Below are 26,020 nucleotides of genomic sequence, written 5' to 3'. Positions count from 1 at the left end.
TCTTTAATTGGATTTAAAACTGAATTTATATTTCAATATTGGTTTTAAGGTTGGTGTTGATATTTAAGTATACATCTGTTAACGGTTGATGCTGAGTCCGGCTCACGGTATGGTGTTTATCTAATGAAAAACGACAAAGAAGATCCTGCAAAGATGACTCAACTATCACGATTTGGGCAAAAATTTGCTCGCCACTCAGGTATTTCTCGCTTGATGCAAGACTTAAATGAAGGAATACGTACACCAGAAGCGGTGATGTTAGGAGGAGGAAATCCTGCCCATATTCCTGAGATGGACAGCTATTTTCACCAATTATTACAAGAGATGGTGAATAATGGCTCATTAAGTGATGCCGTATGTAATTACGATGGGCCACAAGGTAAAGATGCGATGCTCAACGCCTTGGCTATTTGTTTAAAAGAAAAATTAGGATGGAATATTTCCGCTAAAAATATTGCGCTTACTAACGGCAGTCAAAGTGCTTTCTTTTATCTTTTTAATTTACTCGGTGGCCAATCTGCTGAGGGTAAAAAGCGCAAAATTCTTTTTCCCATTGCTCCGGAATATATTGGATATGCCGATGCCGGATTAGAAGAAGATTTGTTTGTTGCGAATAAACCCACTATTGAAATGCTACCTGATGGACAATTTAAATATCATGTAGATTTTGAACATTTAACGATAGGTGATGATATTGGTGCTATTTGTGTTTCTAGACCAACAAATCCAACAGGTAATGTGATCACTGATGATGAAGTAAAAAAGCTGGATGCCTTAGCGAAAAAACATGATATCCCACTGATTATTGATAATGCTTACGGCGTGCCCTTTCCGGGGATTATTTTTTCCCAAGCAACTCCCCACTGGAATGACAACACCATTCTTTGTATGAGCCTCTCTAAGCTAGGATTACCGGGGGCTCGTTGTGGCATTATTATCGCTAATGAAGAGCTTATTACTGCAATCACGAATGTGAATGGCATTATTAGTCTTGCCCCTGGAGGTATTGGCCCTGCGATGGCATTAGAAATGCTCAAACGTGATGATTTAATGCGATTATCCCAAGAGATAATTAGATCTTTTTATCATCAACGAGTACTTGAAACTATTGATATTATTCGTCGCTATCTACCTAAAGAGCGTTGCCTTATCCATAAACCGGAAGGGGCTATTTTCTTGTGGCTTTGGTTTAAAGATTTACCAATCTCAAGTGAAGAACTCTATCGGCGTTTAAAAAAACGTGGTGTATTGATGGTTCCTGGTCACTATTTCTTTCCAGGCTTAGAAGAGTCGTGGCAACATGCACATCAATGTATGCGAATGAATTATGTACCAGAGCCTGCATTAATTGAAAAAGGAATAAAGATCCTATCGGAAGAGATAGAACATGCTTATCGCCAGAATAAATAAGTAATAAAAATGCCCCTTCAGCGAGAAGAAGGGGCAAAGACAATAACGAGGACTTTTGAGCATAAGTTTGACGGAAAGAAATTGATTACTAAAAGTTAGCAATCCGTCTCAATCTAAATTTCTTAGCACGAGCGCTATTAAAACAGATAATAATAAAATCGATGGCTTAAATAAGCCCCTTTTAAGCCCTTTATTATCCTTCTGTAAAGTGAAATTAAGCATTTGATAACAAATTGACTGCAACCATTTAATATATCTATTAAATTCTCTACAAAGCCCAAATAATCAGTGCCATTAGTTGTGGCGTGATGATGCGTAAAAACATAGCTAAAGGATAAACCGTGGCATAAGAAAGTGCGGCTGCACCGCTATTTTGATGAATAGAATTAGCGAATGCTAGAGCGGGAGGATCAGTCATCGAGCCTGCAAGTACGCCACATAGGGTAAGGTAATTTAACTTAAAAACGAGACGAGCCATTATACCGACTATCAATAATGGGAGTAGTGTGATCGCGATACCATAGCCAATCCAACTTAACCCTTGTCCATATATTAAGGTATCAATAAACTCGCCACCGGAATTAAGGCCAACCACAGCTAAAAACATGACGATCCCGAGTTCACGTAGTGCAAGATTAGCGCTTGGGGGCATAAACCAATAGAGTTTCCCGAAAGTACCAATACGGCCTAAAATCAAGGCCACGATCAGCGGCCCGCCAGCAAGGCCTAATTTTAGTGCAACAGGGATCCCCGGAATAAAAATAGGGATAGAGCCTAATAAAACCCCTAAACCAATGCCAATAAAAACAGGCAACATCTGTACTTGTTCTAATTTTTGCCGTGCATTACCCAAAAGTACCGTAATTGCTTCTATGGCCCCAGGTCTACCCACAACATTTAAAATATCGCCAAACTGTAGCATACTGTTATTACTAGGAATTAATTCAATTCCTGCTCGGTTTAATCGTGTGATAACAACATCATATTTTCTTTTTAAATCGAGATCTTTTAATCGTTTACTCAATACTGAGTCATTCGTGACAACAATGCGCACAGATTGTAATTGATGGGTTGAGGTAGAAAGTGAAGCATCTACTTCTTCGCCTAAAATAAGGCGAACCTTATTGAGATCTTCTCTTGAGCCGACAATATGCAGTAAATCGCCTAACTGAATAATAGTGGAAGGCATCGGAACCATAATATCGTCGCCACGTTTCAAACGTGAACAGACAAGGGCATCTTCATTGAGTAGTGGGATATCTTGCATTAATAAGCCATCTAAATTGGGATTGCGAATGGCAATGTTAATGGTATGCAGTGTCTCTTTAGTGCTGTTTTGCTGATGGTTAAAGTGTTTTGCTTCTCGCTCTATATTGATTTTAAACAGCACGCGAATAAACCACATGACCAAAAGAATGCCACAAATTCCCATGGGGTAAGCCATAGCATATCCCATTCCCATTTGACTGATTATGGCTGGATCGATATTAAGGTCGGTGAGGATTTGTTGCCCTGCACCTAATGAAGGCGTGTTCGTTACCGCACCGGAAAAAATGCCAAGAATAATGGGTAATGGCACATTAAATAAGTGATAAATAAAGGCTGTTACTAGTGAACCAAGTAAAATAATCAAAATGGCAAAGGCATTGAGCTTAAGCCCAGATACACGTAAAGAAGAGAAAAAACCAGGGCCGACTTGGATACCAATGGTATATACAAAGAGGATAAGGCCGAATTCTTGAATAAAATGGAGTATCTGTGTGTTGAGCACCAGTCCATAACGTTGAGCTAAATGGCCGACAATGATCCCTCCAAACAGCACTCCGCCAATTCCTAAACTGACCCGATAGATTTTAACGTTACCTATCCAAAGTCCTAAGGCGCCTGCTAATGACAACATCACCATTGTTAATGCAATATCACTCATAAAACAGATCCTATGCCAAGTGAAATAGCCAAGTAACTTACTAGCTAAAACGATACATCTAGTTTGCCAAAAAGATAAAAAAACGCTGTGTCTTATTGCACAAATTCAGCATATATAACGATCAAAAAAATAAAAAAGATAAATATTTAGTTAAAATATTTATTTAAAATGAATAGGGTTGAATTTTAATATCAGTGAAACATAATAATTTATAACATCAGAATTATTATATAAAATGAGTTTATTTTTAGATTAAATTAATTACCTGTGTTATTAAAAATAACCCCCTTAGATCTTCTTTTTCTTGTCCTAACAAGGAAAACAGGTTTAACTATGTAATAAAGGTGTTTAACCCTAACGGCTTTTTATAGGTGCTCTATGAGATCCATAATCATTAACAAGTTAATACTAGCGACGTTTATGCTATCACTAACAGGGTGCTCAAGTGTTATGACGCATGCTGGCCCTAATAACGAGCTTTATTCAGGAACAAAAAATAACGTTAATATGCTTTCTGATGATGAAACAGGGTGGGCAATGAAACCGTTAGTTATTCTTGATCTTCCTTTTAGTGCGTTATTAGATACTTTATTGCTTCCTTATGATTATTATACACAACATGATGACAACAGTGATAATTCACCTAAAGAAAGGATAAAAAAATTAGGTAGCACTAATGATACACTTAATACTGGAAATAAAACCTAATTATTATAAATAAGACTAAATATAATCACTTATTTATTATTTAGTCATTATTTATATTTATTTTTTTGCTGTAGCTTCTTTTGGACCAAACATCTTGTTAAGGTTATCAAGCTCTTGCATTCCTTTTTCACAAATTGCTTTTTGCTCTTTTAGGGTGGAAGAACTGATCAACTTTTTATTTTGTTCAAAATTACCTTTTATTTCAGGCATGTTCTGTTTTAAGTCATCTCTTGTAGCAATATATTGTAAGAATTTATCGGCTTCTTTAAAGTAAACCCGACAAGTTTGTGATGTAGTCGCTTGGACTGAAAATGTGGTGACGAATAAAAGTAATGTGCTAATGCCCCAACGTGATTTCATGCTCTAAATTCACCTAACTGATTTGACATAGGGTAATTATATAAAAAGTGCATGAAATAAACGATAACAATAAAGAATAAATTTGTCATTTTTCATGATGTTTTCTGATAACTGTAAAGAAAAATAGCTGTTTCATATAACTTAAGTAAAAGTAGGGTTTATGATGCGGTTAATTTCAGCAATAGTGCTAATAAAAAGTTAAAAATCAGTCGTTTTGGTTGAAAACCATACGAACAGTTGGGAGATAAGAAAAAAGTATTGACGCTTTGGCTTTCTGGCAGTAAGATGCACCTCGTTTTCGGCGAGTAGCGCAGCCTGGTAGCGCAACTGGTTTGGGACCAGTGGGTCGGAGGTTCGAATCCTCTCTCGCCGACCATATTTAGAAACCCCGCTTTTTTAAAGCGGGGTTTTGTCGTTTTAAGGCATCTCTTTATAAATAATCGCTTATGATTTTTTACTCTCTGATCTGATAAGTCGACATAGTTGCATTATTGGTAACTGTGTAGGTAAGTCAGAGTAAAAAGACGGTTTTTATAAATCTTTTTTGTTTCTCTTTACATATACATAGCACTCCTATTTCCGGTGATAAGAGTGTAAATTGAATGCGTATTGAGTTGTCTATTTTAATCTATTGTATTTTATGGTGTTGTGCTTTTTTTTCTGTAGCGAATGAAAGTCATATCGATCCCCCTGTACCAGTAGATTTACCGACAGAAACACAACTTAGAGATCAATTACTACAACAAAATGACAATGTCTCTTTAGTGAACTTAGCACCACAAAATAAAAGGGAATTTATCACACCTTCTGTGCATTGTTTTTCAATCAAACAGGTAAAACTCCATCATCTCGATGAGTTTTCTTCCCCATCACTGCAACGCCAAGTGGCAAAATGGCAAGCTGAATTAGTTGGGCATTGTCAGTCACAGGCATTGTTAGAACAAGATATCAATATTCTGAATGCGCTGCTTTATGATGCAGGTTATGTGACCAGTGAGGTGGGTAAAGTTGATCTTTATGCCGATGACGAGGTATTGGATATCACATTAAATGTCGGGAGAGTGCAACACATTGTTTCCGAAGCCCCGACAGATAAACGCTATTTGATTTCACAGGCAGTGCCTGTCAAAAAAGGTGATATTTTAAACGTTAAAGATATTGAACAGGGGGCTGACAATTTCAGATCCCGTCCTAATAGTAATGTCAAAATTCAGATAGAACCCTCGTCAAAAGAACATGAGTCAATTATTTCTCTTTCTCAAGTGGGAAAAAGGACAATGGCAGGCTCGGTATCGATTGATAATAAGGAGCAGAAAATTTACGGAGATCTATTTGGTACTACAAGGCTAAGCTTTGGTAATCTAGCGCAACTTAATGATACTTTAATGGTTATTCTTTCAAGTCAACTCGATACCTTAAAATCAAGAGGCATCAAGAAGCAGATCTTTTTATGGCAAGTACCTTATCATTATTGGCGTGCGACATTATTTGGTTATGATATTGGTTCAAAAATGAGAGTCTCTGAAGTGACAAAAGAGTTACAAAAAACGCGTCAACAGCTTCTTTCTTTTGAGATCCAGCGCCAATTTAGACCTTCAACACAGCGTACGGTGACTTTAAGTGGTGGAATACAATATTACACTTATCGCAATGAAGTGTCAGGCTATCGCTTATCAGTCCATGAGCGTCGCAGTCCTTATGTTAATGCGGGTATTGAGCAAAATTATCGCTTTATGAGAGGGGGTTACCTTAATGCTAAACTTCATTATAAGCAGAGTGTTTTTATTCCTGGCGCAAGACTATCACCGATAGATTCCCTTAATGGTGTACCCATTTTTAATCTTAATTTTGATGCATTAATTCCTTTTAAAATCACTTCACAGCAATTTTTTTATCAACCAGAAATGATATTCCAACTGACTCGCTCAGATATTGATGGATTACTTGATAAAGCAACCATTGGTGGTCTGTATAGCGTGTATGGTTTTGAGTCCGGCAAAGGTTATTCTGATGCCAATCAGTTTGTTTCCCGACATAAAGTTACTTGGCTTACACCTTTGAATAACCAAATGCTATTTTCCGCCATAGATTATGGTTCCGTTTCAGAAGATAGAAAAAACATTTTTTATAATAAAAATAAATATTTAGTTGGTGCGGCAATAGGATTAGAAGGTAGCTTTAAGAAACTTAGTTATCAGTTAGTATGGAGCATACCGTTATCAGCCCCTTCTAGTCGAGAAGCGACAGGATCGCAGTTTAATTTTAATACCCAATTTAACTTCTGATTATGGAGGTTGATTTTATATTTTTTACTACTGTTTTTATAAATTATTTAATAATTAACTATAGATTATTGGCTTATATAGCATACTAGTAGTCAAAGAGAGAAAAAGGTATTTTTCTCTCTTTGGATTAACGGAGTATTGCGCTGATTATCTTCTATATACTGGTGTTATTCTTCGCTACTAACAGAATAAACCACCCACTTCTTTGTTTCATTTCAATATATTCGTTTAATATTTAAGCGTTCAATCACAAAATATCGTTTTTTTTTAAATAGTCATTTAACTTAAGACTTACTTAATGTGTGGTTTAATTCTCTACCATTAAATCAATTTGTCCAATTTTTATCCTGTAATTGTTTGGTATTTGTTTCGTTTATGTTTGCAACTTGTTCATTTTGGCGTAAAGCCCCTTATTGACGGAAACGAATACAGTTGGTTAATTGAACAATGACAAAATAAAAAGGTATTCCGTTTTTAAACAGGAAACCAAAAAACACAACAGAATAATGACGGAGAATAATGATGAGAAGCTCCAAAAAACAGACAGGGTTGCTAACCGCTACAATCGGCTTACTCGCTTTGGCTATTTCAGCGGGTGTGCAAGCGAAAACATTAGTGTACTGTTCAGAAGGCTCACCGGAAGGATTTAACCCCCAACTATTTACCTCAGGTACGACTTATGACGCAAGCTCAGTACCGCTTTATGATCGCTTAGTTGAGTTTAAACTCGGCACCACTGAAATTACTCCCGGCTTAGCTGAAAGTTGGGAAGTGAGCGATGATGGTAAGGTGTATACTTTCCATTTACGTAAAGGGGTTAGTTGGCATAGCAACAAAGAGTTTAAGCCCACTCGTGAATTTAACGCAGATGATGTGATATATACATTTATGCGTCAAATGGACCCAAATCATCCTTATCATAAAGTCTCTGGTGGAAGTTATGAATATTTCACTGGGATGGATATGAATAATATGATCGAGAAGATCGAAAAAGTGGATGACAATACGGTTCGCTTTGTACTTACCCGTTCAGAAGCGCCTTTCTTGGCTGATATGGCAATGGACTTCGCATCTATTCTTTCTGCCGAGTATGCAGATAATATGATGAAAGCAGGGACTCCTGAGAAAGTGGATCTCAATCCTATTGGTACGGGACCTTTCCAACTGCAACAATATCAAAAAGACTCACGTATTCTTTATAAAGCGAATGATAAATATTGGGGGAAAAAACCTGATATAGATCGTTTAGTTTTCTCTATTACGCCAGATGCTTCAGTTCGTTATGCCAAATTACAAAAGAACGAATGTCAGGCAATGCCTTACCCAAATCCTGCTGATATCGCCAAGATGAAACAAAATAAAGATATCCAGCTACTTGAACAACCCGGATTAAACGTGGGGTATATCTCTTTTAATGTGGAGAAAAAACCGCTCGATAACCAAAAAGTACGCCAAGCATTAAGTATGGCGGTGAATAAAGACGCCATTATTGAAGCTGTCTATCAAGGTGCAGGTCAGAAAGCGAAGAATCTTATTCCACCGACAATGTGGGGTTATAACGATGATATCGTCGATTATGAATATAACCCTGAAAAAGCCAAAGCATTGCTAAAAGAGGCCGGCCTTGCAGATGGCTTTACTATCGATTTATGGGCGATGCCAGTGCAACGGCCATATAACCCTAATGCTCGCCGTATGGCTGAAATGGTACAAGCTGACTGGGAAAAAATTGGTGTGAAAACCAAGATCGTCAGTTATGAGTGGGGTGAATATCTGAAACGTGCTAAATCAGGTGAACACCAAGCTGTGATGATGGGCTGGACGGGAGATAACGGTGATCCTGATAACTTTTTTGCCACACTGTTTAGTTGCGCTGCGAAAGAGCAAGGCTCTAACTACTCGAAATGGTGTTATAAGCCGTTTGAAGATCTGATCCAGCCTGCGCGGATCACGGCAGATCACGATAAGCGTGTTGAGTTATATAAGCAAGCTCAAGTGGTGATGCATGACCAAGCGCCAGCACTGATTATTGCTCACTCCACGGTATATGAACCAATCAGTAAAAAAGTAGAGAACTATGTGGTCGACCCATTAGGTAAACACCACTTTAATAATGTCTCTCTAAAATAGTCGTGATATTAACGAGCTGAGTTATCTTTACCACGGTACTTCTCTGAGCGTTTAGAGAAGTACCGCTATCCAATAATAATCAATACATTCAGTACACTGTGAGCGCAGGGGCTTTCCCCTGATTTATCAGCGCTATCTTTTAGCTGATGTGTAAAAAGAGAATTAGGATATGCTGCAATTTATCCTTCAGCGTTTGGGGCTCGTGATCCCAACGTTTATCGGAATTACGTTATTAACCTTTATTTTTGTCCATCTTATTCCGGGTGATCCGGTCATGATTATGGCGGGAGAGCGTGGATTATCACCAGAGCGTCACGCTTATTTAATGGCGGAATTAGGACTAGATAAACCACTATGGCAACAATATTTAAATTACCTTAACGGCATTATGCACGGTGATTTAGGTATTTCACTAAAAAGTCGTATTCCTGTCTGGGATGAATTTTTGCCACGATTTAAAGCAACCTTAGAGCTAGGTATTTGTGCCATGATTTTTGCTGTTTCAGTGGGCATTCCCGTTGGGGTGCTTGCGGCAGTAAAACGAGGTTCTATTTTTGATCATACGGCAATCAGTGTGTCACTTGCAGGATATTCTATGCCTATCTTCTGGTGGGGGATCATGCTGATTATGCTCGTTTCAGTGAAGCTTGATCTAACACCTGTATCAGGCCGGTTGGCGGATAGTGTCTTTCTAGATGATAGCTATCCACTAACGGGATTTATGTTGATTGATACGCTCTTTTGGGGGGAAGAAGGTGATTTTCTTGATGCGCTACACCATATTATTTTACCGGCCATTGTGCTTGGGACTATTCCATTAGCGGTTATTGTGCGCATGACGCGTTCGGCAATGTTGGAAGTATTGGGAGAAGATTATATTCGCACTGCCAGAGCAAAAGGATTAAGTCGTGCACGAGTGATTTTGATCCATGCATTACGTAACGCAATGTTACCTGTTGTGACGGTGATTGGTTTACAAGTTGGTACGATGCTAGCCGGAGCGATACTGACAGAAACTATTTTTTCATGGCCGGGGTTAGGTCGCTGGTTAATTGATGCTCTACAACGTCGAGACTACCCTGTTGTTCAAGGGGGAGTATTGCTCATTGCCACTATGATCATTTTCGTGAATCTATTAGTGGATGTGCTATATGGCATTGTTAACCCACGTATCCGTCATAAGAAATAAGGAGTGCATCATGGCTGAAAATAACGTAACACCGGTCATTAGTGCACCGGTGCCAATGACCCCCTTTCAAGAGTTTTGGCACTATTTCAAACAAAATAAAGGGGCGGTTGTTGGCTTAATTTATATTGTCATTATGCTGTTGATAGCTGCCCTTGCAGGCGTTTTAGCGCCTCATGCACCTAATGAGCAGTTTCGTGAATTTCTTCTAACGCCCCCTGTATGGCAAGAAGGAGGAAGCTGGAGTTTTATTTTAGGTACTGATGATGTTGGGCGGGATATTCTCTCTCGCTTAATGTATGGTGCGCGCCTTTCATTACTCGTTGGTTGCATTGTCGTTATACTTTCGCTGATTTTAGGCATTATTTTAGGTTTAATGGCTGGCTATTTTGGTGGCATCGTTGATATCGCCATTATGCGCGTAGTTGATATTATGCTGGCATTACCCAGTCTTTTATTAGCATTAGTGTTAGTGGCTATTTTTGGGCCTTCGATTATTAATGCTTCAATCGCTTTAACCTTTGTTGCCCTACCTCATTATGTTCGACTGACGCGTGCGGCAGTGTTAACAGAAATTAACCGTGATTATGTTGTGGCGTCTCGTGTTGCGGGAGCAGGCTCTATACGCCAAATGTTTATCAATATCTTGCCTAACTGCCTTGCTCCTTTAATTGTGCAAGCATCTTTAGGTTTTTCTAATGCCATCTTAGATATGGCTGCCTTAGGTTTTTTGGGAATGGGCGCACAGCCACCGACACCAGAATGGGGAACCATGTTATCTGATGTACTGCAATTTACCCAAAGTGCATGGTGGGTAGTGACTTTTCCGGGGTTAGCTATTTTGTTGACGGTTTTAGCCTTTAACTTAATGGGTGACGGTCTACGAGATGCACTCGATCCAAAATTAAAGCAGTAACGGAGTAAGAGCATGGCGTTATTAAATATAAATCAATTATCAGTTCACTTTGGTGATGAAGATACTCCGTTTAAAGCGGTAGACCGGATCAGTTATCAAGTAGAAGAAGGTCAAGTAGTGGGCATTGTTGGCGAGTCAGGCTCAGGGAAATCAGTCAGTTCATTAGCGATTATGGGGCTTATTGATTTTCCCGGTCGAGTATCAGCACAAGCCTTGCAATTTGATGGACGTGATCTGATGCAAATTTCTGAATCTGAACGTCGTGATTTGGTTGGTGCTGAGGTTGCCATGATATTTCAAGATCCGATGACAAGCCTTAACCCTTGTTTTACGGTCGGTTATCAAATTATGGAGGCCCTCAAAGTTCATCAAGGAGGAAGTCATCGTACGCGTAAACAGCGGGCGATTGATCTATTAACGCTGGTGGGTATTCCTGATCCCGCATCACGTTTAAATGTTTATCCTCATCAACTGTCGGGTGGGATGAGCCAACGGGTGATGATTGCGATGGCAATTGCTTGCCAACCTAAATTATTGATTGCTGATGAGCCAACCACTGCGCTTGATGTCACCATTCAAGCGCAAATTATCGAGCTATTACTTGAATTACAAAAACAAGAAAATATGGCATTAGTGTTAATTACTCATGATTTGGCATTAGTCGCAGAAGCTGCAGATACCATTATTGTGATGTATGCAGGGCAAGTTGTTGAATCAGGCCTCGCAACAGAAATTTTCAAAGCGCCTCGCCATCCTTATACCCAAGCTTTATTAAAAGCATTACCTGAATTTGCGAGTGATAAAGCTCGGCTTGAGTCATTACCGGGCGTGGTTCCGGGACGTTATGATAGACCGATGGGATGCTTACTTAATCCTCGTTGCCCCTATGCACAGGATACTTGTTTTCAGATAGAGCCCGAATTGAAAGAGATGGGTAAACATCGAGTGAAATGTCATACACCATTGGATGATACAGGGAGACCAACATATGGCTAATGTTAATCCGAATACTGCCGTGCCTTTATTAAAAGCGGTTAATCTTGCCAAATATTACAGCGTTAAAGGTGGACTTTTTGCGAAGGAAAAAACCGTTAAGGCACTAGATGGCGTCTCTTTTGAGCTCGAGCGAGGAAAAACATTAGCCGTGGTTGGGGAGTCTGGCTGTGGTAAGTCAACCTTAGGTCGATTATTAACGATGATTGAAGTACCAACCTCAGGAGAGCTTTCATATCAAGGGCAAAATTTATTAGTTAAAGATAAATCAGCGGAAAAATTACGGCGCCAAAAGATCCAAATTGTCTTTCAAAATCCTTATGGATCATTAAATCCACGTAAGAAAGTGGGGCAAATATTAGAAGAGCCTCTATTAATTAATACCACGTTAAGTGCACAAGATCGTAAAGAAAAAGTACTTTCTATGATGGCGAAAGTAGGTTTAAAGGCTGAGCACTATAGTCGTTATCCGCATATGTTTTCAGGAGGACAACGCCAACGTATTGCTATCGCCCGTGGTTTAATGCTTGAACCTGATATTGTGGTTGCTGATGAGCCTGTATCTGCCCTAGACGTTTCTGTGCGAGCTCAGGTGCTTAATTTAATGATGGATCTCCAGCAAGAGATGGGACTTTCTTATGTTTTTATTTCCCATGATCTTTCCGTTGTTGAACATATTGCAGATGAAGTGGTGGTGATGTATTTAGGGCGCTGTGTTGAAAAGGGCACTAAAGCACAGATATTTGAAAACCCACAACATCCTTACACCCAAGCGTTATTATCAGCAACACCAAGATTAACACCGACATTAAGGCGAGAGAGAATTAAATTAACGGGTGAATTACCTAGTCCGTTAAATCCACCACCAGGATGTGCTTTTGCTGCTCGTTGTCGGCGCGCATTTGGAATGTGTACACAATTACAACCGACTTTAAAAGAGTATCATGGGCAGTTGATTGCTTGTTTTGCCGTAGAGCAAGATCACGGCGAGTTTTAATCAATAGATTGATAAATTTGGTTTATAAAATAAGAACAATGATATTATATGTTGTTCTTATTTTTATATGACTAGCGTTTCTTATTATTTAGTCTCTCTTTAAATTTACTAAATAAAAGGGACGTTATGTTTTATAAAAAATTGCCATCATTAAATCTTCTAGTTATCTCTATTTCATTTGCTTTTATGCATAATAGTGCAGTAGCCAATAACGTTATTGTAGATGCAGAAAAATCTGCAAACACAACAGTGAGCAAGAATGGAGATGGTTCAGAAACTATTTCTATCAACAAAGCAAACGATATGAATTTATCAGTTAACTATTTTGAACAATTTAATGTTGGAAAAGAAGGCGTTAATATTGATAATAGCGAGGCAAAAGCAAAAGTTATTCTTAACGAAGTGACTTCAAAAAAAACGAGTTCATTAGAGGGTAAAATCTCTGTTTTAGGACAAGATGCAGAATTGATTATCGCCAATCCAAATGGAATTGATTGCTACGGATGTCAATTTTCAGGTTCAGATAAGGTGATGTTAATTTCAGGGAAGTTAGATAGTATTACAGGAAAAAAAATTTACTTATCAGATGGTTATGTTAATCTAAAAAATGTTAATAATTTCAATGAAAAACAAACAATCAATGTTTTTTCTAATCGTATTAATATATTGGGTAAAAATAAAATCCCAGTTTTTAATGTGATCAATGGCTATGAAACGGTTAGTTTTGTTGATTATGATTGGAAAGGTGACCAAGGAAAAGAGCTATCTAAAGATAACCAAGAAGGTCTCTCTATTTTAGAAAATAGTTCATTAAAAACAGATCTTTTCTCTCTACAAGGTGGCATTTTTAATCTTGATGGGGATCTAATCACTAAAAAAATCAATATCATTCGTAATAAAGAAATTAATGCTAATGAAAAATCAGTATTCGGAATTATTAATAAAAAGAATGAATTTAGAGCATATAATGAAGTAGATCTAATGTTCATGTTAGCATCTATGAAGTTATATTTTCTTGAAATAGATGCAAAAAAATCAGCTGAAATAGCATTAGAATTAGAGGCATTAGAAGAAAAAATAATGGAGTTAGATCCTCATTTTATACATAAAAATAAACTAAAGAAAATAAGAGAACTAGCTACTGAAGCTAGGAGAGTTGCTGATCAACAGCAAGCAGAATATAACAAGATCCAGAGTGCTGTTCTTAAAATCGATGAAGCTAAACAAGCAGAAAAAAGAAAGTTGGAGGCTGAGGGTAAAGAAATAGGATCAGCACTTCAATATATAGAAAGTGACAATATTAACTTTAAAGGTAAACTAGCTATTATAAATAGCGAAGTTTTATTTAATGGGAGAAATATTAATGTTGATATTGATAAAACAACTTCTTATGTCAGAAATTCTGGTGTCTCATTTAATGCCCATCAAGATAATAACTACTCGGGTAGATTTGCGCTGAGAAATAGCAGTATCAGATTTTTAGGTTATCGAAATATCCCGATAGGAGATGGTAACGACAATAATAGCTTAGATAAAAATAAGCTTAATGATATTAATTTAAATAAACTATCTATGCTTGGTTTTGGTCAAATTTTTGCACATGGAGATAACATAAATATAACAGATGTTAAATTTAAAGAAAGGCCTTCAGACGATGGATTAAGCAAAACTTATATAGATTTGATAGCTGATAATGAAATTAATATTAAAGGTCAGTTTAAAACTTCTTTAATTAATGAATATAGCTTATTTAAGTTCGCTAGCAAGATAACGGAGAATAACAAGGTTATTTTCGATATTAACCCACATAAAACTAAATAATTTAAATGATGATATTTAATAATAACAATTAAAAGAGTAATAAAATTATCATCTAAAAAAGATGAATATTATCTGGCTATTTGAGTTTATAGCCAGATAATTCTTTTTATTGATTTTAACCTGAGTAGAGATGCAGGCTTTCGTGTGTTTTTTCTTTATTGATTGTGATACATAATCGAAAAAATACAGTATAATCACCGTTGTTCAAGCATGGTTACTGGAAATAGCACTGATGAAACCTCATCTCAAACGTTCACTAACAATCAAACAGATGGCAGCTGTTGCAGGTGTCACGTTGGTGACTATTGCTATTTTTATTAGTATTCAGCTTGTTTATTTGATTGATCAACGCCGAGAAGATTATCAAAATCAGCTATTTAATGCGGCAGTCAGTATACAACAACCGCTAGCTGATGCGCTATTGCGTTCAGATTTAAATGATGCCAAACAACTGATCATTAGTTTAAAAACGACCGGGATACTGGGTAAAGCGATTGTGACACAACCCGAAAATGTTCAGGTGATGAACTTAGATTTTGCACCGAAAAAATCAGTTTCTCAATTTTCACGTTGGCTGTTTGGCATCCCTGTTGAAGTGACTATCCCTTTACAGCCTTTAGGTATTACCTCCGCTGACGATAAAGCCTATACCAGTCATCTTATTTTACAGGCAGATACTAACCGTTTTTATCGTTTTGCGAGTAATACTGTCGCACTGATGTTGACGACTTATTTATTAATGGGTCTTATCCTCACTATTGCAATTAGCTGGTGTATTAATCGTATTATGGTAAAACCGTTGCGCCACATTGCTGTGACTCTTAATAAAAGTAATCAGGTTTCGATGTTGTCGTGTTCAGAATCTCATCGTGATGATGAGATTGGTTTGCTGATTAAAGGATATAATCAACAAAAATCTGATCAAAAAGAGTCAGATATCTGAACCTTCTTACACCACTATGACTCTAATCACGTGAGTGATTTTATTTTAGCGTTCTGTGGTGATAAAGATGACAACGCAACATACAGACATTTTACATCTAACATGTCTTCCGGCATTTATTGTTAAACCTCATAAGTGGTTTAATACCAAGGATTAATAAAACAGAGGTTCACATGCAGGGTGCAATGACACGAATTTTATTGGGAAGCGTTATGTTCAGCGCTGCTATTTGTCAGGTTCAAGCTGAAGCACTGCAGCCTGATCCTGCTTGGCAAGAAGGGCGACTCGCAAATGGTTTCCAATGGCAAATTTTACAAACACCACAACGTCCAAATGATAGGATCCAAATTCGCTTATTAGTGAATACGGGCTCTTTATCAGAAAAGCGCAGTGAAACAGGGTTTTCATCTCTGGTGTCAAAACTGAATGTGTTAGAAAACACCGGATTAACACCAGAAAAACGCGATAATCTTTGGAAAAATGCATTCGATCCTGATTATCCATTGCCACCGATGATCGTCTCTTATGACTTTACGGTTTATAACTTAAGCTTGCCTAATAACCAGCCTGAATTATTAAAAGATGCCTTTGCATTATTGGCGGGCATAGCAAAACCGGCACAATATACAGAAGATGCGGTTCGAAATGCGATTCAATCACCGCTTCCGGTGGTGACTTTTCCCGCTAATATTGATGATCCTATCTGGCGTTCACGTCTAGAAGGCTCAAATCTAAAAGGCCATAATCCAGGTAAACCGGTTAATCATTCGGTAAATACAAAAGAGTTATCAGATTATCAACAGCGTTGGTATACCCCAGATATGATGACGTTATATATTGCGGGTAATGTTGATAATCGTATCTTAACCGAAAGTATTAATCAGGCATTTTCTTCTCTGGAAGGAAAACGCGTGACACCTGTGCCTGTGCCCGTTCTTGCCGATATGAAACCAGAAACATTGTATGTGCAAGAACCCATGCGAAAAAATGACCAAATCTCTCTTATTTGGGATCTAGATTGGTCACCAGTGAAAGATTCTGACACACTGAGCCGTTATTGGTTAAGTGATTTAGCGCGTGAAGTGATTTTTGTGCACTTAGGTCGTAGTCTCGAACAGCGTAAAGAAAAAGAAAGTACGCAAGTGAATATCGATTGTCGAGTGCAATATCAACGAGCCAGTTGCTCGTTAAATGTTGATACAGCAACGGCAAATATTCCTGCACTTGCCACTTGGGTGGGGGAAGAGCTTGGCGAATTACGTAATCAAGGTGTCAGTGATGAATTGTATCAAGATTTACTTCAAGAAAAGCAAATTCAACTCACTCAATTGTTTGCGCGTTATGCCAAAACAAGTACTTCTATCTTAATTAATCAGCGTTTATTGTCTCAGCAAAGCAATATTATTGATATTCCACCAGAGCAATATCAGCGTTTACGCCAAGCATTTTTAGCGGGTTTAACGAAAGAGATGTTAAATCAAGAGTTATCGAGAATTCTATCTGAGGATATCACTTTTGTATTAACGCAAAGTAGCGAGACGCCAACGGTAAACTTAGGTGAATTGCGTGTGCAATTTGAAAAGCAAGTTCACCCAGAAATAGCGGATAGCTCAAACACGGGTAAAACATCGTTAACTACTGGTGAAAAAGCTTCGGTGCAGGCAGATGTACAACAGACAAAATAGATAAGTAGTACGGCATTAACTTAATAAATAAAAGCTGGAAATAGCCTAACGCTATTTTCAGCTTTTTTATTTTTATATGTTAAACCGCCAGCTTATTTTTTTGCACAGGCACGTAAATCGGTTACTGTTTTACCACCTATCCCCCAGTTATCTGTATCAACTTCATCGATAACGACGACAGTTGTCGCTGGGTTTTTGCCTAACACATCCACTAAAAGCTGTGTTGCTCCAGCAATTAATTGTTCTTTTTGTTCTGCTGTTGCACCTTCGCGGGTAATTTTAATATTAACGTATGGCATTTATTTTTCCTTATTACGTTTTACATTATTAATAGGTAGTTAATGCAGGGAATTAACCCTATCTCGTGAGGTTACAATTTTAGGTGATAGATTGAGTTTCACTCTTGTGTTTTTCTTTGCGCATATTAGGTCCATCTGTTGCAATCCAAGCGGCACAAAAGAGCGTTAGTCGTGCAAAAAAGTAGAAGAAAGCCATTAAACCAATCACAGAGCCAAAAGCTGCACCAGAAGGTGAACTGGCTAATCTAGGTAATAACCATGTCATCACCGACTTTAAGATCTCAAAGCCAATTGCGGCGATAAGCGTTCCTTTTAATAATGAGATACGTTTAGGTTGGTGACGAGGTAAGATCCACAATATCCACAAAAATAACAGATAATTGGCACTAATAGAGATAGTTAAACCAATGGTTGTCCAAGCAGGTGTGAGCCATTCAATACCATCTAAACCTAATGTATGCACAATCAATTTTTGTGCAGAGCCAGCAACGGAGGTTAGTGTAATAGTGATAACAAGTGCAACAAGTAAACCGATAAGGGCTAAAAAATCGCGAAAATAACGAAAGTAAATTTTTTCTTGATCTTCTTTGTTGCGTTCCCATATCGGGCGAGATTGAGCCAAAATGGCTTGGCGTAAGTTTCCGACCCAGTTAACACCAGAATACAAGGCGATGGCTAACCCTGTTAAACCTACGGTTGTACGTTGACGAACCGCAGTATCAATACTTTGTTGAACGGTTGAGGCTAAAGTTGGATCATCAATACTATTGGCAACTCCAGTAATTAATTTGGCCAACAAATCAGGGTTTGAAGCTAAAATAAAACCCGCACAAGCAAAAGAGAGCATTAATACGGGAATTAATGATAAAAATGAGAAGTAAGTGATAGCCGCACCAAACTGGTTTCCCATTCGGTCAGTAAAACGCTCTGCCGCTCGAATAAGGTGAGCAATAAAGGGAATGTTGGTAACAAAATTAGTGAATTTTATACCAATACCAATGGCTTTTTTTCCACCATGAAGCCCTTTTTCTAACCCATGCTTAATGGGCTGAGTCAGTTGAGTGTTTTTATTGGATGCCTTTTTCTGTGTCTCTTCTGACATATATCCTCTTTAATTAAATCAGTCCATTCTTAAGAATTGAGTACTATTATGATAATGATTATTGAAAAATAGCATAAGGTTATGCCTATTACATAACTTAATGCTTATTATCATTAGCTATCTATTAGGGTAGCAGAGTTGTCTGCTTTGGCTTAAGTATGATGATATTTTTAACAGTTATGCGCTTTTTATCTAAGCAAACCTATGATTAGCAGGTAGTTCGAATGAATAATAATTCCCATTATATGGCTTAACATAATGGGAATTTACGGGGCATTATTTTTTTGTGAGTAGCTCTAACTCTTCTTCAGCTGCTTTCAACTCAGCTTTTGCTTGCGCAAGTTTATCTTCTCTTTTTGTAATTTTATCGCGCTCTCCCTTAAGTTGCGCTTCTTTTAATTCTAATTCACGCTCTTTCACTTCCAGTTGTTTTTCACGTAATTCTAGGCGGGTATCTTCAACAACCTTTTCTGGAGTGCAATAACGTTCTACTTTATTAAGTGCTCGCTCTAAGCCTTGTACTCGATATTGATTACCATGCATTTTGGCATAGTCGATTTGTCGTTGAATATTCTGTTTTTTGATGTCACAACCATTAACCGCTGTTTCTGCTGATGCATAACTAGCTGTTAAACTAAGAATAATTGCAGTAAAAATATATTTTTTCATTCTATTCCTTTATCTGACTTAAGTTAAATATTGATTTATCATAACCTCTGCCTGCCAAGACTCAATGTTTCTTTTTCTTTCAATAAAGAAGTTCAGCTTTTTCTGATACACTTAGCTTATTCACTCTTTTCAGAGTAAGTTAATTACTTTGCTATGCCCATTTCTAACGGAAGATAAAGAATGCTGAGCTATCGTCATAGTTTCCACGCTGGCAACCACGCCGATGTATTAAAACATATTGTTCAAACCCTGATTATTGAGTCTTTAAAAGAGAAAGAAAAACCGTTTCTTTATTTGGATACTCATGCTGGCGCTGGACGTTATCAGCTCACCAATGCACATGCGACTCGCACGGGAGAATACTTAGAAGGCATTGCACGCTTATGGCAACAAGAAGAGGTGCCTGAACTTATCTTGCCTTATTTGGAGGCGGTCGGTTCGTTAAATACATCTGATGAGTTACGTTATTATCCCGGCTCTCCTTTATTGGCTGCTAAATTATTGCGTGAGCAAGATCTGTTAATGCTAACTGAATTACATCCCACCGATTTCCCTTTATTACGTACGGAATTTTCCCGCGATAAACGTGTGAGAGTGTGTCGGGAAGATGGCTTTGGACAATTAAAATCAAAACTCCCTCCCGCCAGTCGTCGTGGGTTTGCTTTAATTGATCCACCTTATGAACTTAAACAAGATTATAGTGCGGTTGTTAAAGGCATTGTGGAAGGCTATAAACGTTTCGCCACCGGGACCTATGCAATTTGGTATCCTGTTGTGCATCGCCAACAAATTAAACGGATGCTAAAAGAGCTAGAGGCCACCGGTATTCGTAAAATTCTGCAAATTGAGTTGGCAGTGAAACCAGATAGTGATCAACTAGGTATGACAGCATCAGGTATGATTGTTATTAACCCACCTTGGAAATTGGCATCACAAATGGCGTCTATCTTGCCTTGGCTACATAAAACCTTGGTTCCTGAAGGTACTGGACACACATTAGTTGAATGGGTTGTACCAGAATAAGTCATTTATTACTGTTTTACCTATTACTGTAAAAGCGAAAACCTAACCTGCTAAGTAATAAAATTTGTCATAATAGACTTTATTACATGAAAGAATTAGCCTGTTAGGTACCTATTTTTCTACAGATAAATGGATTAGATCAATTATGAGCAAACATTACGATTATATCGCCATCGGTGGCGGTAGTGGTGGCATCGCATCAATCAATAGAGCGGCTATGTATGGCCAAAAATGTGCATTAATTGAAGCGAAAGCGCTAGGTGGCACTTGCGTTAATGTCGGTTGTGTCCCGAAAAAAGTGATGTGGCATGCTGCGCAAATTGCCGAAGCAATTCATCAATACGGTCCTGATTATGGTTTTGATACTACAGTAAACCGTTTTGATTGGGATACATTAATCAGTAGCCGTACTGCTTATATTGATCGTATCCACCAATCTTATGAACGTGTATTAGGTAATAATAAAGTTGATGTTATCCAAGGCTTTGCCCGTTTTGTTGATGCGCATACTATTGAAGTAAACGGTGAAAAAATTACCGCAAATAATATACTTATCGCCACGGGAGGCCGTCCTATTCAGCCAAACATTCCAGGGGCTGAATATGGTATTAACTCTGATGGTTTCTTCGAACTTAGCGCATTACCAAAACGTGTTGCTGTTGTGGGTGCCGGCTATATTGCTGTTGAATTAGCGGGTGTATTAAATGCGTTAGGGAGTGAAACACACTTATTTGTGCGTAAACATGCACCATTACGTAGTTTTGATCCACTAATCGTCGATACGCTGGTGGAAGTAATGGAAGCGGAAGGGCCTAAATTACACACCCATGCAGTTCCTAAAGCTGTGGTTAAAAATGCCGACGGTAGCTTAACGTTACAACTTGAAAATGGCTTAGAGCAGACGGTAGATACTTTAATTTGGGCGATTGGTCGTGAACCTGCTACAGATAATATCAATTTAGCGGCTACGGGTGTTAAGCTAAATGAAAAAGGGTATATTCAGGTTGATAAATTCCAAAATACCAATGTGCCCGGTATTTATGCCGTAGGTGATAACACAGGTGCGGTAGAATTAACCCCTGTTGCGGTAGCCGCTGGACGTCGTTTATCAGAGCGATTATTTAATAATAAACCTAATGAACATTTAGATTATACCAATATTCCAACAGTGGTATTTAGTCACCCAGCTATTGGTACTGTGGGTTTAACGGAACCTCAAGCTATTGAGCAATATGGCGCTGAGCAAGTGAAAGTCTATAAATCTTCTTTTACTGCCATGTATAGTGCAGTGACACGCCATCGTCAGCCTTGTCGGATGAAATTAGTCTGTGTGGGTGCTGAAGAAAAAATTGTCGGAATCCACGGTATTGGTTTTGGCATGGATGAAATGTTGCAAGGTTTTGCAGTGGCATTAAAAATGGGTGCCACGAAGAAAGATTTTGATGATACTGTTGCTATCCACCCAACGGCGGCGGAAGAATTTGTGACAATGCGTTAATTTTTTCACATTTAATTAAAAAGCGAGTACTACTATAGTGGTATTCGCTTTTTATTTTAGCTAATCGTGCTATCGAGTCTATTTATTTTATCTGCATAAATGGTCGCTTTAAATACAACATCAGTCGTTAAATGTTAATAAAATATTTATGCCCTTTCTTATCAATACCTCTATCTAAGACATACTTTTCCTTTTAATTCAAGTTAATACTTATTTCGACTCTTTTGTTCCACTTTATTATCAATAGGTTTTTTTTTATAAGTAACCATAATGTTTCTAATGGTATTATGTCTTATTAGTATTATTAACAAATTATTATATTCATTAACATTATAATAAAACATGATATTATAAAGCCTCTAAAAAATAATCTAATAACAATATAAATAGTAAGACTATTACTGAGGTAAAAGATGAACATTTCAAGGAGAAAGCTACTTTTAGGTGTTGGTGCTGCGGGCGTTTTAGCAGGTGGTGCGGCTTTAGTTCCAATGGTTCGCCGTGACGGCAAATTTGTGGAAGCTAAATCAAGAGCATCATTTGTTGAAGGTACGCAAGGGGCTCTTCCTAAAGAAGCAGATGTAGTGATTATTGGTGCCGGTATTCAGGGGATCATGACCGCTATTAACCTTGCTGAACGTGGTATGAGTGTCACTATCTTAGAAAAGGGTCAGATTGCCGGTGAGCAATCAGGCCGTGCATACAGCCAAATTATTAGTTACCAAACATCGCCAGAAATCTTCCCATTACACCATTATGGGAAAATATTATGGCGTGGCATGAATGAGAAAATTGGTGCAGATACCAGTTATCGTACTCAAGGTCGTGTAGAAGCGCTGGCGGATGAAAAAGCATTAGATAAAGCTCAAGCGTGGATCAAAACAGCTAAAGAAGCGGCAGGTTTTGATACACCATTAAATACTCGCATCATTAAAGGTGAAGAGCTATCAAATCGCTTAGTAGGTGCTCAAACGCCATGGACTGTTGCTGCATTTGAAGAAGATTCAGGCTCTGTTGATCCTGAAACAGGCACACCAGCACTCGCTCGTTATGCCAAACAAATCGGTGTGAAAATTTATACCAACTGTGCAGTAAGAGGTATTGAAACTGCGGGTGGTAAAATCTCTGATGTGGTGAGTGAGAAAGGGGCGATTAAAACGTCTCAAGTTGTACTCGCTGGGGGTATCTGGTCGCGTTTATTTATGGGCAATATGGGTATTGATATCCCAACGCTCAATGTATATCTATCACAACAACGTGTCTCAGGGGTTCCTGGTGCACCACGTGGTAATGTGCATTTACCTAATGGTATTCATTTCCGCGAACAAGCGGATGGTACTTATGCCGTTGCACCACGTATCTTTACGAGTTCAATAGTCAAAGATAGCTTCCTGCTAGGGCCTAAATTTATGCACTTATTAGGTGGCGGAGAGTTACCGTTGGAATTCTCTATTGGTGAAGATCTATTTAATTCATTTAAAATGCCGACCTCTTGGAATTTAGATGAAAAAACACCATTCGAACAATTCCGAGTTGCCACGGCAACACAAAATACGCAACACTTAGATGCTGTTTTCCAAAGAATGAAAACAGAATTCCCAGTATTTGAAAAATCAGAAGTTGTTGAACGTTGGGGTGCCGTTGTGAGTCCAACATTTGATGAATTACCTATCATTTCTGAGGTCAAAGAATACCCAGGCTTAGTGATTAACACGGCAACAGTGTGGGGTATGACAGAAGGCCCGGCAGCGGGCGAAGTGACCGCTGATATTGTCATGGGCAAGAAACCTGTTATTGATCCAACGCCGTTTAGTTTGGATCGTTTTAAGAAGTAAACCCTTGTTTTACTGTAATTAAACACATTAAGGAGTTTTCATGCGCTATAAAAGTCTACTTGTTGCTTTACCTTTCGTGTTCGGTGTAGCAAGTGCAAATGCAGCGGAGAATGTTGTGCATCATAAATTAGACGGTATGCCTATTTCAGAAGCAGTTGAAATTAACGCAGGTAATAATCTGGTTTTCTTAAGTGGTAAAGTGCCTACTAAGAAATCCGCAGATGCACCAGAAGGTGAATTAGCTTCTTACGGTAATACCGAAGAACAAACTATTAATGTTTTAGAACAAATCAAAACTAACCTGAATAACCTTGGTCTTGATATGAAAGACGTGGTTAAGATGCAAGTATTCTTAGTTGGTGGTGAAGAGAATAACGGCACTATGGATTTTAAAGGCTTTATGAACGGTTATTCTAAGTTCTATGACGCTTCAAAAACCAATCAATTACCAGCACGTTCAGCATTCCAAGTGGCTAAGTTGGCTAATCCAGCATGGCGTGTAGAAATTGAAGTGATTGCAGTTCGTCCTGCTAAATAAAGACACCCTGTATTTTACCTTATTTTAAGGTAAACCAATTTTATAAAACGCTAGAGAAGGGCAACTTTCTTTAGCGTTTTTTATGGCTATTTTTTTTCCGTTAGCCACTGAATAATAAAATCAGCAATAGCTTCTGGCGAATTAATATCTAGCAGTGGGAGGGATGTGTCTAAATCACTATCACTAGCTAGTGCAATCACATGTTCATCCAGTAACTCATTAACACTTCGCTCATTGATATGACGGTAAAGTGCAATTTTAGGGATAGCCTCTGTTTTGAAACCTTCCACTAAAATCATATCGAGTTTACTTGCATCAAAACGAGAAGCGAGATAGTACAAATCCAGCTCAGCTAAATCAGGGGTTTCGGTCATTAATGCCCAACGTTGTTGACTAGCGACTAATGTTTGTTCGGCTCCGGCTTTTCTAAGTTCATAGCTGTCTTTGCCTGGTTTATCGACATCCATATCATGATGGGTATGTTTTATCATACCAACCCGAATATTTCTGTTACGCAACAAAGGAATAAGTTTTTTTAGTAAGGTTGTTTTACCTGTACCACTCCAAGCGGTGATCCCTAATAGCGGTAACTGATTTTGTGTCATCTTATGAGCTCCTATTTTGCTATGTGATTGGCGTTTGCTATATCTTCAGGTGTGTTTAAATTAATAAAGGCTGCGGCCTGATTAGCAAATAAAACCGGTTTAGCGGCGATTTGGCGCATAAATAGCATTAATTTACGGTCACCTTGAGCGAGATAAGCCTCAAGTGTTGGAATAAGACAACGATTTAACAGTGCCAGTGTTGGGTGCTCTCGCTGCCCATCGTCGGCATAGACGGCTAAGGCATCCCCTTTGTGACGATAGAGCGTTTCAACCAAGTTGCTAGGAAAATAGGGGACATCACAAGGAACAAACACAACCCAAGGGGTTTGAGCTTGTTTTAATAATGCCAGCATTCCAGCTAAAGGACCGGAAAAATCGCTGGTTTCATCGGTGATAACAGGATACTGGCTTTGGCGATAGCGTTCCAGATTACGGTTTGCACTAATCAGAATAGAGGCAACCTGTGGTGATAACTTTTGGGCAATATGGAGGTATAAAGGTAGCCCATGTAAGAGTTGAAGCCCTTTATCAGCGCCTCCCATTCTAGTAGCTTGGCCACCGGCGAGTATACCGCCTGTGATATTCTGGTTTTTCATAGTCAATATTTGTGAATGAGTTTGCGAAAAATTGCGAACAATACTTATCAAGTAAAGACGATATAGTAATAGAAAGCACGAACTTATTCTGGTTACATGTAAAGCAACAGCAATTTTTTTAAAAAAGCGTAATATTTACGCAGATTGACAGAGGTTGTCTTTTTCTCTTAGAGAATACTTGGTACTTTGTTGTTATTTTAATAATAAGGATTTTTTGTATGAAATGTCACCGTCTTAATGAAGTGATGGAATTATTGCACCCAGTATGGGAAGAGCATTCTGATTTAAACTTAGTTCAATTATTACAGAAACTGGCGGATGAAGCAGGTTTTAAAGGTCAACTTGCTGATCTAACTGATGATATTTTGATCTATCATCTAAAAATGCGCAATACCGCACCCACAGATGTTATTCCTGGGCTCAAGAAAGATTATGAAGAAGATTTCAAAACAGCTATTTTACGTGCTCGCGGTGTGATTAAAGATTAATTTCAG

The 26,020-nt window shown here is 38.2% G+C and carries 23 protein-coding genes and 1 tRNA gene; 17 read left to right on the top strand and 7 right to left on the bottom strand.

All coding sequences use genetic code 11. From position 1 onward, the window contains the following. The first annotated feature begins 123 nt into the window (after positions 1-123). Positions 124-1,410, top strand: coding sequence for a valine--pyruvate transaminase (locus AACV00_RS16315; protein WP_369744262.1), 1,287 nt, complete (start codon positions 124-126; stop codon positions 1,408-1,410). A 268-nt stretch (positions 1,411-1,678) separates the two neighbouring features. Here AACV00_RS16315 and AACV00_RS16310 read toward each other — a convergent pair whose 3' ends face one another. After that, on the bottom strand, positions 1,679-3,337 hold the full coding sequence (locus AACV00_RS16310) for a putative transporter (RefSeq protein WP_036972160.1): 1,659 nt from the start codon (positions 3,335-3,337) through the stop codon (positions 1,679-1,681). Between the two features lie 378 nt (positions 3,338-3,715). Between AACV00_RS16310 and AACV00_RS16305 the strand changes: the two genes are divergently transcribed. Then, complete coding sequence (locus AACV00_RS16305; protein ID WP_004246836.1) at positions 3,716-4,045, top strand: YceK/YidQ family lipoprotein; 330 nt, start codon at positions 3,716-3,718, stop codon at positions 4,043-4,045. A gap of 57 nt (positions 4,046-4,102) precedes the next feature. Here AACV00_RS16305 and AACV00_RS16300 read toward each other — a convergent pair whose 3' ends face one another. Then, a complete protein-coding gene (locus tag AACV00_RS16300) occupies positions 4,103-4,405 on the bottom strand; it encodes a DUF5339 family protein (RefSeq protein ID WP_004250065.1) in 303 nt (100 codons plus the stop codon). A 299-nt stretch (positions 4,406-4,704) separates the two neighbouring features. Here AACV00_RS16300 and AACV00_RS16295 point away from each other — a divergent pair. The 10 genes from AACV00_RS16295 to AACV00_RS16250 all read left to right on the top strand — a co-directional run bounded on the left by AACV00_RS16295 (position 4,705) and on the right by AACV00_RS16250 (position 17,361). Continuing rightward, a tRNA-Pro gene (locus AACV00_RS16295) sits at positions 4,705-4,781 on the top strand. A 226-nt stretch (positions 4,782-5,007) separates the two neighbouring features. Then, complete coding sequence (locus AACV00_RS16290; protein WP_104459603.1) at positions 5,008-6,690, top strand: ShlB/FhaC/HecB family hemolysin secretion/activation protein; 1,683 nt, start codon at positions 5,008-5,010, stop codon at positions 6,688-6,690. A 522-nt stretch (positions 6,691-7,212) separates the two neighbouring features. Then, positions 7,213-8,820, top strand: coding sequence for a dipeptide ABC transporter periplasmic-binding protein DppA (gene dppA, locus AACV00_RS16285; RefSeq protein ID WP_004249098.1), 1,608 nt, complete (start codon positions 7,213-7,215; stop codon positions 8,818-8,820). A 169-nt stretch (positions 8,821-8,989) separates the two neighbouring features. Continuing rightward, complete coding sequence (gene dppB, locus AACV00_RS16280) at positions 8,990-10,009, top strand: dipeptide ABC transporter permease DppB (protein WP_004246841.1); 1,020 nt, start codon at positions 8,990-8,992, stop codon at positions 10,007-10,009. Between the two features lie 10 nt (positions 10,010-10,019). Next, positions 10,020-10,922, top strand: a complete 903-nt coding sequence (gene dppC, locus AACV00_RS16275) for a dipeptide ABC transporter permease DppC (RefSeq protein WP_004249100.1) — start codon at positions 10,020-10,022, stop codon at positions 10,920-10,922. Positions 10,923-10,934: 12 nt separating this feature from the next. After that, on the top strand, positions 10,935-11,918 hold the full coding sequence (dppD, locus tag AACV00_RS16270; RefSeq protein ID WP_004250066.1) for a dipeptide ABC transporter ATP-binding protein: 984 nt from the start codon (positions 10,935-10,937) through the stop codon (positions 11,916-11,918). Beyond that, complete coding sequence (gene dppF / locus AACV00_RS16265) at positions 11,911-12,912, top strand: dipeptide ABC transporter ATP-binding subunit DppF (protein ID WP_036919249.1); 1,002 nt, start codon at positions 11,911-11,913, stop codon at positions 12,910-12,912. The genes dppD and dppF overlap by 8 nt, the downstream gene beginning before the upstream one ends. Before the next feature lie 126 nt (positions 12,913-13,038). Continuing rightward, complete coding sequence (locus tag AACV00_RS16260; protein ID WP_104459604.1) at positions 13,039-14,733, top strand: two-partner secretion domain-containing protein; 1,695 nt, start codon at positions 13,039-13,041, stop codon at positions 14,731-14,733. Positions 14,734-14,965: 232 nt separating this feature from the next. Continuing rightward, complete coding sequence (locus AACV00_RS16255; RefSeq protein WP_004246847.1) at positions 14,966-15,676, top strand: HAMP domain-containing protein; 711 nt, start codon at positions 14,966-14,968, stop codon at positions 15,674-15,676. Between the two features lie 212 nt (positions 15,677-15,888). Continuing rightward, positions 15,889-17,361 carry a M16 family metallopeptidase gene (locus tag AACV00_RS16250; protein WP_234370081.1) on the top strand — a complete coding sequence of 491 codons (1,473 nt, stop codon included), beginning with the start codon at positions 15,889-15,891 and terminating at the stop codon, positions 17,359-17,361. 92 nt (positions 17,362-17,453) lie between these two features. Here AACV00_RS16250 and AACV00_RS16245 read toward each other — a convergent pair whose 3' ends face one another. The 3 genes from AACV00_RS16245 to AACV00_RS16235 all read right to left on the bottom strand — a co-directional run bounded on the left by AACV00_RS16245 (position 17,454) and on the right by AACV00_RS16235 (position 19,431). Further along, complete coding sequence (locus AACV00_RS16245) at positions 17,454-17,660, bottom strand: 2-hydroxymuconate tautomerase family protein (RefSeq protein ID WP_060554927.1); 207 nt, start codon at positions 17,658-17,660, stop codon at positions 17,454-17,456. Between the two features lie 79 nt (positions 17,661-17,739). After that, positions 17,740-18,762 carry an inner membrane protein YhjD gene (yhjD, locus tag AACV00_RS16240; RefSeq protein ID WP_004246850.1) on the bottom strand — a complete coding sequence of 341 codons (1,023 nt, stop codon included), beginning with the start codon at positions 18,760-18,762 and terminating at the stop codon, positions 17,740-17,742. A 276-nt stretch (positions 18,763-19,038) separates the two neighbouring features. Next, entirely contained in the window at positions 19,039-19,431 is a 393-nt protein-coding gene (locus tag AACV00_RS16235; RefSeq protein ID WP_004246851.1) for a DUF1090 domain-containing protein, read from the bottom strand. A 180-nt stretch (positions 19,432-19,611) separates the two neighbouring features. Between AACV00_RS16235 and AACV00_RS16230 the strand changes: the two genes are divergently transcribed. The 4 genes from AACV00_RS16230 to AACV00_RS16215 all read left to right on the top strand — a co-directional run bounded on the left by AACV00_RS16230 (position 19,612) and on the right by AACV00_RS16215 (position 24,325). Then, positions 19,612-20,454 (top strand): 23S rRNA (adenine(2030)-N(6))-methyltransferase RlmJ, encoded by an 843-nt coding sequence (locus tag AACV00_RS16230; protein WP_004246852.1) that lies wholly within the window; start codon positions 19,612-19,614, stop codon positions 20,452-20,454. A gap of 145 nt (positions 20,455-20,599) precedes the next feature. Further along, positions 20,600-21,952 carry a glutathione-disulfide reductase gene (gene gorA, locus AACV00_RS16225; protein WP_104459606.1) on the top strand — a complete coding sequence of 451 codons (1,353 nt, stop codon included), beginning with the start codon at positions 20,600-20,602 and terminating at the stop codon, positions 21,950-21,952. A gap of 413 nt (positions 21,953-22,365) precedes the next feature. Further along, on the top strand, positions 22,366-23,787 hold the full coding sequence (locus tag AACV00_RS16220) for an NAD(P)/FAD-dependent oxidoreductase (RefSeq protein WP_004246855.1): 1,422 nt from the start codon (positions 22,366-22,368) through the stop codon (positions 23,785-23,787). 40 nt (positions 23,788-23,827) lie between these two features. Next, a complete protein-coding gene (locus AACV00_RS16215; RefSeq protein ID WP_004246856.1) occupies positions 23,828-24,325 on the top strand; it encodes a RidA family protein in 498 nt (165 codons plus the stop codon). 86 nt (positions 24,326-24,411) lie between these two features. Here the strand turns inward: AACV00_RS16215 and mobB are convergent, their stop codons facing one another. Together mobB and mobA are read right to left on the bottom strand one after the other, a co-directional pair. Beyond that, a complete protein-coding gene (gene mobB, locus AACV00_RS16210) occupies positions 24,412-24,930 on the bottom strand; it encodes a molybdopterin-guanine dinucleotide biosynthesis protein MobB (protein ID WP_004246857.1) in 519 nt (172 codons plus the stop codon). A gap of 11 nt (positions 24,931-24,941) precedes the next feature. Beyond that, complete coding sequence (mobA, locus tag AACV00_RS16205; protein WP_004246859.1) at positions 24,942-25,526, bottom strand: molybdenum cofactor guanylyltransferase MobA; 585 nt, start codon at positions 25,524-25,526, stop codon at positions 24,942-24,944. Positions 25,527-25,744: 218 nt separating this feature from the next. On the opposite strand from mobA, the gene AACV00_RS16200 reads away from it, so the two are divergent. Further along, entirely contained in the window at positions 25,745-26,014 is a 270-nt protein-coding gene (locus tag AACV00_RS16200; RefSeq protein ID WP_004246861.1) for a YihD family protein, read from the top strand. Positions 26,015-26,020: the final 6 nt, after the last annotated feature.

This window comes from Proteus sp. G3927 (genome assembly GCF_963894685.1).
Lineage (GTDB): Bacteria > Pseudomonadota > Gammaproteobacteria > Enterobacterales > Enterobacteriaceae > Proteus > Proteus mirabilis.
This window is presented reverse-complemented; position numbering and strand designations above follow the sequence as displayed.

What these genes read in the sequence shown, in the direction of transcription:
- AACV00_RS16200 (WP_004246861.1), top strand. Translation starts at nt 25,745, where the DNA reads ATGAAATGTCACCGTCTTAATGAAGTGATGGAATTATTGCACCCAGTA.
- AACV00_RS16290 (WP_104459603.1), top strand. Translation starts at nt 5,008, where the DNA reads ATGCGTATTGAGTTGTCTATTTTAATCTATTGTATTTTATGGTGTTGT.
- AACV00_RS16230 (WP_004246852.1), top strand. Translation starts at nt 19,612, where the DNA reads ATGCTGAGCTATCGTCATAGTTTCCACGCTGGCAACCACGCCGATGTA.
- AACV00_RS16260 (WP_104459604.1), top strand. Translation starts at nt 13,039, where the DNA reads ATGTTTTATAAAAAATTGCCATCATTAAATCTTCTAGTTATCTCTATT.
- dppA (WP_004249098.1), top strand. Translation starts at nt 7,213, where the DNA reads ATGAGAAGCTCCAAAAAACAGACAGGGTTGCTAACCGCTACAATCGGC.
- mobA (WP_004246859.1), bottom strand. Translation starts at nt 25,526, where the DNA reads ATGAAAAACCAGAATATCACAGGCGGTATACTCGCCGGTGGCCAAGCT.
- yhjD (WP_004246850.1), bottom strand. Translation starts at nt 18,762, where the DNA reads ATGTCAGAAGAGACACAGAAAAAGGCATCCAATAAAAACACTCAACTG.
- gorA (WP_104459606.1), top strand. Translation starts at nt 20,600, where the DNA reads ATGAGCAAACATTACGATTATATCGCCATCGGTGGCGGTAGTGGTGGC.
- dppB (WP_004246841.1), top strand. Translation starts at nt 8,990, where the DNA reads ATGCTGCAATTTATCCTTCAGCGTTTGGGGCTCGTGATCCCAACGTTT.
- AACV00_RS16300 (WP_004250065.1), bottom strand. Translation starts at nt 4,405, where the DNA reads ATGAAATCACGTTGGGGCATTAGCACATTACTTTTATTCGTCACCACA.
- AACV00_RS16305 (WP_004246836.1), top strand. Translation starts at nt 3,716, where the DNA reads ATGAGATCCATAATCATTAACAAGTTAATACTAGCGACGTTTATGCTA.
- dppD (WP_004250066.1), top strand. Translation starts at nt 10,935, where the DNA reads ATGGCGTTATTAAATATAAATCAATTATCAGTTCACTTTGGTGATGAA.
- AACV00_RS16215 (WP_004246856.1), top strand. Translation starts at nt 23,828, where the DNA reads ATGCGCTATAAAAGTCTACTTGTTGCTTTACCTTTCGTGTTCGGTGTA.
- dppC (WP_004249100.1), top strand. Translation starts at nt 10,020, where the DNA reads ATGGCTGAAAATAACGTAACACCGGTCATTAGTGCACCGGTGCCAATG.
- AACV00_RS16220 (WP_004246855.1), top strand. Translation starts at nt 22,366, where the DNA reads ATGAACATTTCAAGGAGAAAGCTACTTTTAGGTGTTGGTGCTGCGGGC.
- AACV00_RS16310 (WP_036972160.1), bottom strand. Translation starts at nt 3,337, where the DNA reads ATGAGTGATATTGCATTAACAATGGTGATGTTGTCATTAGCAGGCGCC.
- AACV00_RS16255 (WP_004246847.1), top strand. Translation starts at nt 14,966, where the DNA reads ATGAAACCTCATCTCAAACGTTCACTAACAATCAAACAGATGGCAGCT.
- mobB (WP_004246857.1), bottom strand. Translation starts at nt 24,930, where the DNA reads ATGACACAAAATCAGTTACCGCTATTAGGGATCACCGCTTGGAGTGGT.
- AACV00_RS16245 (WP_060554927.1), bottom strand. Translation starts at nt 17,660, where the DNA reads ATGCCATACGTTAATATTAAAATTACCCGCGAAGGTGCAACAGCAGAA.
- AACV00_RS16250 (WP_234370081.1), top strand. Translation starts at nt 15,889, where the DNA reads ATGTTCAGCGCTGCTATTTGTCAGGTTCAAGCTGAAGCACTGCAGCCT.
- AACV00_RS16235 (WP_004246851.1), bottom strand. Translation starts at nt 19,431, where the DNA reads ATGAAAAAATATATTTTTACTGCAATTATTCTTAGTTTAACAGCTAGT.
- dppF (WP_036919249.1), top strand. Translation starts at nt 11,911, where the DNA reads ATGGCTAATGTTAATCCGAATACTGCCGTGCCTTTATTAAAAGCGGTT.
- AACV00_RS16315 (WP_369744262.1), top strand. Translation starts at nt 124, where the DNA reads ATGAAAAACGACAAAGAAGATCCTGCAAAGATGACTCAACTATCACGA.